The sequence below is a fragment of the Bifidobacterium sp. B4142 genome, assembly GCF_026537325.1.
In the GTDB taxonomy this organism is placed as follows: Bacteria; Actinomycetota; Actinomycetes; order Actinomycetales; family Bifidobacteriaceae; genus Bombiscardovia.
Genome location: NZ_JAFNMJ010000008.1, coordinates 36,484 through 43,480, shown reverse-complemented (window position 1 = coordinate 43,480; position 6,997 = coordinate 36,484). Strand labels below are relative to the sequence as shown.

Sequence of the window (6,997 nt, the reverse complement as noted above, 5' to 3'; positions counted from 1 at the left end):
CCCCCCCCCCCCCCCCCCCCCCCCCCCCCCCCCCCCCCCCCCCCCCCCCCCCCCCCCCCCCCCCCCCCCCCCCCCCCCCCCCCCCAATGACAGATTCAGCCACGGCAACGACTTGCCCTCATAGGCCCCGGCCTTTATGCATGCTATCACCTCGTTAAGGACACCTCGGGTTACTCCTGTTTCTGGCAGGTCCCCCAACCTGCAGATAAGAGTAAATTATCACAAAGCCACGGACATGCCAAGCGTTCGGTTCAAAGTCTGACCCTAATACGAATGACGTCCATCGGCCGAACTCGCAGCAGGCAGGAAATAAAGCGCACGATCTGGTTAAAACAGGGGAATATCGGATGTCCGTCGATGGGAGACGCCCAAGACAGGAGGCCAAAGCCTTGCCGCGGCATTGAGAAAACCGGTTTGAACCACCACAAATAAATTATTACCAAAAAGCCCATGACCAGAAGAGCCCGATAGGACAAAAAGCGGATCAAACATCCCTGCCTGCTAATGGATTTTCAGAGAGAAGACGGAGAAAGACTATGCATCCAGGTGGGCGATGCAGGAATCGAACCTGCGACCCCTTCGGTGTGAACGAAGTGCGCTAGCCGCTGCGCCAATCGCCCGGATTGGGAAAGACCACCGAAGTGATCCTCGTGGGCGATACTGGATTCGAACCAGTGACCCCTTCCGTGTCAGGGAAGTGCGCTACCTCTGCGCCAACCGCCCGGGTCATTCTCGTTTCGAGAGAGAGGTGGGTACGAGAGTCGAACTCGTCTATACGGCTTTGCAGGCCGCTGCCTAACCGCTTGGCTAACCCACCGTATTGGTTAAACTGCTCGAAACCTCGAGCGGGCAACGGGACTCGGACCCGCGGTCTCGACCTTGGCAAGGTCGCGCTTTACCAACTAAGCTATGCCCGCACATTCAACCCTCACCCTAGTAGTGACAGCCGAAGCACGTTGCACTACTGTAGCGTAGACCCCAGCACTTGGCAAAGAGCGCGTGTCGCCGCGTCATAGAGCCACCCTCCGCTGACGGCAAAGCCGCGAAATACAAGGCTTCCTACCGGTAGGGTGAAAGGTATGAGTGAAGAAGCCAGGCAGCACTGCACCATGGTGGCCGCCTTCGATGGCTGGAACGATGCGTGCTCAGCCTCGACCAACGTCATCCGCCACCTGTTGAACGTTTACGAGTCCCACGAGATCGGCAGCATTCCGGGCGACGGGTTCTACGACTACCAGATGTCACGGCCCATGCTCTGCCATGTGCAGGGTAGGCGTCGGATTATCTGGCCCTCCACCAAGATCTACCGAGTGCAGATTGATGACACCCACACCCTCCTGCTGGAGATGGGCCCGGAACCCAACTACCACTGGAGCGATTTTTGCCGGCGCAGCATCCATTGGGCCGAAGACGATGAGGCGGATGCCATCATCACCCTGGGTGCCATGTTTGCCGACTGCCCCCACACCAGGCCTCTGCCCATTGACGATCTGGCCGGTGACCAGCCGAAGACCGACACCGACGGACACTCCGGCCCAATAGGCATCCCCACTGTTCTGGATGCCCTGGCCACCCAAGACGGCTACAGCACCGAATCCATCTGGGTCTCCGTGCCCCAGTACCTGGGCAGCGACGAGTGCGCCCAGGGCACCCTGCAGCTCCTGCAAAGGCTCTCGGCCATGCTTGGGGTCCACCTTGACGAGGGGGAGCTGCCCCGCAAGGCAGCCGAGTGGAAGGCCCAGGCCGGAATGCTGCTGCGCTGCAATGACGACCTGGCAAACTACGTACACCGTCTGGAGATGGATGTCGACCAGGCCCAGGTAGACGAGCCGGCTGCCGAAGAGCTGGTCCGGGAAGCCGAGGATTATCTGCGCTCCATGGGCAACAAAGGCCCCTCCTTGTCTGAGTGACGGCCTAGGCTATGGCTCGATAACCATGTCCAGCCTGCACCCTGTAACGCGGGCTCCGATAGCAAGGACGGCATTCATGACACAGTCGAGCATCTCCATCATCGTCAAGGGCGAACGAAAGGAGGTGGCGGCGGATCAGACTGGCGTCCAGCTTTTCGCTGACGACAAGGACATCATCGCCGTTGACCTCAACGGGCAGCCACGCGACCTCTGCACACCCCTGCACGAAGGCGACGAGGTCGAGCCCATCACCTTGGAGAGCGACCAGGGACTGGCCATCATGCGGCACTCGGCCACCCACGTCATGGCCCAGGCCGTCCAGGAGATCCGCCCTGACGCCAAGCTGGGCATCGGCCCGGTCATCAAGGATGGCTTCTACTACGACTTCGACGTGGACAAGCCTTTCACCCCCGACGACCTCAAGCAGATCGAACAGCGAATGAAGCGGATCATCAAGTCCTCCCAGAGCTTCCGCAGGCGCGTTGTCACTGAGGAGGAGGCCCGCAAGGAGGAGGCCGACCAGCCCTACAAGCTGGAGCTGATCGGTGCCAAGGAGGCCGAAATCAACAGCGAGGAGGCCACCGAGGTGGCCACCGGCGGCGAGCTGACCATGTATGACAACCTGGACCGTGAGGGCAACACGGTCTGGAAGGACCTCTGCCGAGGCCCCCACCTGCCCAACACCCGCTACATCCGCTGCTTCAAGCTCATGCGCACAGCCGCCGCCTACTGGCGCGGGGACGAGAAGAACCCCATGCTTCAGCGCATATACGGCACCGCCTGGGCCAACAAGGACGACATGAAAGCCTACACCGCCCGTCTGGAGGAGGCCGCCCGCCGCGACCACCGCAAGCTGGGGGCCGAGATGGACCTCTTCTCCTTCCCGGACGAAATCGGCCCCGGCCTGCCAGTCTTCCACCCCAAGGGCGCAGCCGTCATCAACGCCATGGAGGACTACTCCCGGCAGATGCACCGGCGCAACGGATACTCCTTCGTGCAGACCCCGCACATCACCAAGGGCCACCTCTACGAGATCTCGGGCCACCTGCAGTGGTACAAGGACGGCATGTACCCGCCCATGCACCTGGACGAGGAGAAGGACTCCAAGGGCAAGGTCACCCGCCAGGGCTTCGACTACTACCTGAAGCCAATGAACTGCCCCATGCACAACCTGATTTTCAAGTCCCGCCAGCGCTCCTACAAGGAGCTGCCCCTGCGGCTTTTCGAGTTCGGCACCGTATACCGCTACGAGAAGTCCGGGGAGGTCCACGGCCTGACCCGTGTGCGCGGCCTGACCCAGGACGACTCCCACATCTACTGCACCCGGGACCAGATGAGGGGTGAGCTGACCAACCTGCTCCAGTTCGTGCTCAAGGTGCTCAAGGACTTCGGCCTCAACGACTTTTACTTGGAGCTGTCCACCAAGGATCCCAACAAGTTCGTCGGCTCCGACGAGGTCTGGGAGGAGGCGACCAACACCCTGGCCGAGGTGGCCAAGGACTCTGGCCTGGAACTGGTTGACGACCCCGAGGGCGCCGCCTTCTATGGGCCCAAGATCTCCGTCCAGGCCCGCGATGCCATCGGGCGCACCTGGCAGGTCTCCACCATTCAGCTGGACTTCAACCTGCCCGAGCGCTTCCAGCTGGAGTACATCGCCGCCGACGGCTCCCACCAGCGGCCGGTCATGATCCACCGGGCCCTCTTCGGATCCATTGAGCGCTTCTTCGCCATCCTGCTGGAACACTATGCCGGCGCCTTCCCGGCCTGGCTGGCCCCGGTCCAGGTGCAGGCCGTGCCCGTGGCCGACGAGTTCGCCCCCCACCTGGAGCATCTGCTGGACGAGCTGCGCGACGACATGGTCCGCTGCGAGATCGACCGCTCCGACGACCGCTTCGGCAAGAAAATTCGCAACGCGGCCAAGTCCAAGGCCCCCTTCATCCTGATCGCCGGCGAGGAGGATGCCTCCAAGAACGCGGTCTCCTTCCGCTTCCGCGACGGCAGTCAACTCAACGGCGTGCCCGTGGAGCAGGCCCGTGCCTGGATCAACGAGGCCATCAGGGTCCGCGCCCAGATCAACTCGGCGGATGACTTCCGAGCGAACACCTCCTGCAGTCAGGACTGACCAATGTTCGAGCATCTACGGCGCCCCTGGAAGCGCATCATCGCCCCCATCGCCCGCGGCCTGGTTCGTCTGGGCGTGAGCGCCAATGGTGTCACGATCAGCGGAGCCATAGGCACCACCCTGGTCGCCATCGTGACCGGGTTCACCGGCTGGCTCCTGCCCGGGGCCATCGTCCTGGCCATCCTGGTGGCCTTCGACTCCCTGGATGGTTCCGTGGCTGCGCTGACCGGCGGGGGCACCCAGTTCGGAGGCTTCCTGGACTCCACCCTTGACCGGATAGCCGACTGGGCCGTCCTGACCGGGGTCATCATCTACCTGCGCCGCCACGAGCTGGCCTGGGTGGCAGATGGCAGCCACCTGGGTCCAGACATCTGGGCGCAGGTTGGCATGGCTGCAGCGCTCTTCGCCATCATGACCTCCTTCGTCACCTCCTACGCCCGGGCCCGGGCCGAGGCCGAGGGGTTCGAGGCCAAGAATGGCATTGCCACCAGGTCGGATCGGCTGGTCATCATCCTAGTTGGCATGGCCCTGACGGGAGCCGGGCTGCCCCTGGCCGTGCTCAGCTGCTTCCTGGTCCTGCTGGCCCTGTTGGGCATCGTCACCGTCTGGCAGCGGATCAGCCACGTCGCCAAGGACATGAGCCGCAACCCGCAGCCTGCCAACCCCAACCACGAGTGAGCCTATGCTGGACCGACTGCTCATCTTCCTGGCTCAGCACGCGCGTCTGGTGCCCGAGCGGCTGGTGCGCGGCCTCTTCCTGGCAGCAGCCGACCTCTGCTGGCTGTTTCGGATAGGCGGCGTAAGACAGCTGGAGCGCAATCTGGCCCATGTCATGCCAGAGGCCGACCCTCGCAGCCTGCGGCACACCTCGCGCCAGGGCATGCGCTCCTACTTCGTCTACTTCGTCGAGGCCCTGACAGTGGGTGCCCGCACCAAGGAGCAGCTGCTGGCACGCATACACGGTGGAGGCAGCGCCTACCCGGATCCGGCCAAGACCGACATCGGCCTGCGGTCCCTGCCCATCGGCATGGGCCACCAGGGCAACTGGGACTATGCGGGCTTCTGGGCCTGTTCGACAGTCGGTCAGGTCACTACGGTGGCCGAGCGGTTGCGGGACCAGGGAATGCTGGACACCTTTGCAGACATCCGTCGCCGCCTGGGCATGAACATCCTGCTGACCGGCGAGCCGGACATCACCGACCGTCTGACAACCCTGCTGCGGAAGCCGGACCAGGTGGTGCCCCTGCTGGCCGACCGCGATCTGAGCCGCCGAGGCGTCTTCGTCAAGGCCTTCGACTCCTGGATTCGCGTGGCCGCAGGCCCTGCCGTCATAGCCTTGGACGCCCGTCTGCCCCTGTACACCGTCAACATGCACAGGGAGAGGCTGACAGGGGAGCGCCGCCGACAGGCCAAATCCCCCTATGGCTATGTATGCCAGGTGGACGGGCCAATCGCCATTGAGCCCTACATGGACATGCCCTGGGAGCAGGCGATCAACTCTCTGACGCAGGCCTGGGTGGATCAGTGGGCCCGGGGCATTCGTGAGCATCCCAAGGACTGGCACATGCTTCAGCCGATTTTCCTTGAGGACCTGGATCTTTCCCGGATGCACGACCTACCGGACTTCATACTGGCCCAGGCACCAGGAAACAAGGGGGGTGAAAGGCATGAAGGCACCCAAGCAAAGGCCTGAGCAGGAGCCAGAGCGGGCTGCCATCAAGGCACCTCTGCGAGTGGGGATCATCTCGCCCTACTCCTTCGAGACTCCGGGCGGCGTCCAACTGCATATTCGCGACTTCGCCAGACATCTTATGGACCGTGGCCATCAGGTGCAGGTTCTGGCTCCGGGCCGACGCACCCAGGACATGCCCCTCTGGGTGCAGACCACCGGCTCCTCCTTCTCCATTCCCTACAACGGATCCGTGGCCAACCTGAGCTACTTCGGCGTGGCCGGCCACAAGACCCGGCAGTGGGTCAGACAGGGTCACTTCGACATCGTGCACCTGCACGAGCCCGAGGTGCCCTCCCTGAGCCACAAGCCCCTGCAGCCCGGATTTATTCCCTGCCCCTATGTGGCCACCTTCCATGCAGCCTTCGATTCGCCGCCCCTGGCCCTGAGGCTGACCAGGCGGTACCTGCGGCGATACCTGGCCAGCATCAGCCAGGCCATCTTCGTCAGCCCATCAGCCATGCAGAATGCGCAGAACCTGCTGGAGCCGGGCATACCCAGCCAGATCATCCCCAACGGCATCGAGACCAAAGCCCTGCGCAATGCCCGGCCGCGCCCGGAATGGCAGGGGAGCGAGCGGGAACCCACCATCGGATTCCTGGGACGGATGAAAGAGGAGCGCAAGGGGTTCAGGATTCTGGCCCAGGCGGCACCTGCCATTCTGCAGCGCGTGCCGGGAGCCCGCTTCCTGTGTGCGGGAGACGGTCAGGGGGAGGCGCGAAAGATACTCGAGGCCGTCGATCCCGGACTGGCCCAGCACTTCACCTTCCTGGGTCGGATCAGCGACGAGGACAAGGCCTCCTTCTACCACAGCCTGGACCTCTATCTGGCTCCGCAGACCGGGGGAGAAAGCTTTGGCATCGTGCTGGTCGAGGCCATGGCTGCAGGCTGCCCGGTGGTGGCCTCGGACCTGCCTGCATTCAAGGATGTCTCCCAGAATGGCCACAGCGCGCGTCTGTTCGCCAATGGAGACCCCCTGGACTGCGCCCGGGCGGTCCTTGACCTGCTGGACAACCGAACTGCCCGCATGAATCTGGCCTCGTGCGGAATGCGCCGGGCCAGCGACTACGACTGGGAACGGGTCACCGACCAGGTTCTGGATGTCTATGCCCGCGCCCTGGCAGCCCGGCCTGATCATCGCCGTGGCCTGCTGGGCAGACTGGTGGGCCTGAAGGCTGGTTCTCTTTACGATGAAGCCCACCACGGAAGGGCCTGAAAACTCATAAAATTGTCGAA

5 protein-coding genes and 4 tRNA genes are annotated in these 6,997 nt (G+C 63.4%); 5 read left to right on the top strand and 4 right to left on the bottom strand.

Going from position 1 to position 6,997, the window contains the following annotated elements:
- Window positions 1-547: 547 nt before the first annotated feature.
- From J3U06_RS09185 to J3U06_RS09170, 4 genes are all read right to left on the bottom strand, one after another.
- A tRNA-Val gene (locus J3U06_RS09185) sits at window positions 548-620 on the bottom strand.
- A 31-nt stretch (window positions 621-651) separates the two neighbouring features.
- Window positions 652-723: transfer RNA gene (locus J3U06_RS09180), tRNA-Val, on the bottom strand.
- Window positions 724-746: 23 nt separating this feature from the next.
- Window positions 747-817: transfer RNA gene (locus J3U06_RS09175), tRNA-Cys, on the bottom strand.
- A gap of 27 nt (window positions 818-844) precedes the next feature.
- Window positions 845-917, bottom strand: a tRNA-Gly gene (locus J3U06_RS09170).
- A 162-nt stretch (window positions 918-1,079) separates the two neighbouring features.
- On the opposite strand from J3U06_RS09170, the gene J3U06_RS09165 reads away from it, so the two are divergent.
- From J3U06_RS09165 to J3U06_RS09145, 5 genes are all read left to right on the top strand, one after another.
- Window positions 1,080-1,910: a PAC2 family protein gene (locus J3U06_RS09165; protein ID WP_267399958.1), complete on the top strand. Its 831-nt coding sequence runs from the start codon at window positions 1,080-1,082 to the stop codon at window positions 1,908-1,910.
- A 76-nt stretch (window positions 1,911-1,986) separates the two neighbouring features.
- A complete protein-coding gene (gene thrS, locus J3U06_RS09160; protein ID WP_267444982.1) occupies window positions 1,987-4,032 on the top strand; it encodes a threonine--tRNA ligase in 2,046 nt (681 codons plus the stop codon).
- A gap of 3 nt (window positions 4,033-4,035) precedes the next feature.
- Window positions 4,036-4,710 carry a phosphatidylinositol phosphate synthase gene (gene pgsA / locus J3U06_RS09155; RefSeq protein WP_267430551.1) on the top strand — a complete coding sequence of 225 codons (675 nt, stop codon included), beginning with the start codon at window positions 4,036-4,038 and terminating at the stop codon, window positions 4,708-4,710.
- A gap of 4 nt (window positions 4,711-4,714) precedes the next feature.
- Window positions 4,715-5,725 (top strand): phosphatidylinositol mannoside acyltransferase, encoded by a 1,011-nt coding sequence (locus J3U06_RS09150; protein WP_267444981.1) that lies wholly within the window; start codon window positions 4,715-4,717, stop codon window positions 5,723-5,725.
- Entirely contained in the window at window positions 5,700-6,977 is a 1,278-nt protein-coding gene (locus J3U06_RS09145) for a glycosyltransferase family 4 protein (RefSeq protein ID WP_267430553.1), read from the top strand. The genes J3U06_RS09150 and J3U06_RS09145 overlap by 26 nt, the downstream gene beginning before the upstream one ends.
- Window positions 6,978-6,997: the final 20 nt, after the last annotated feature.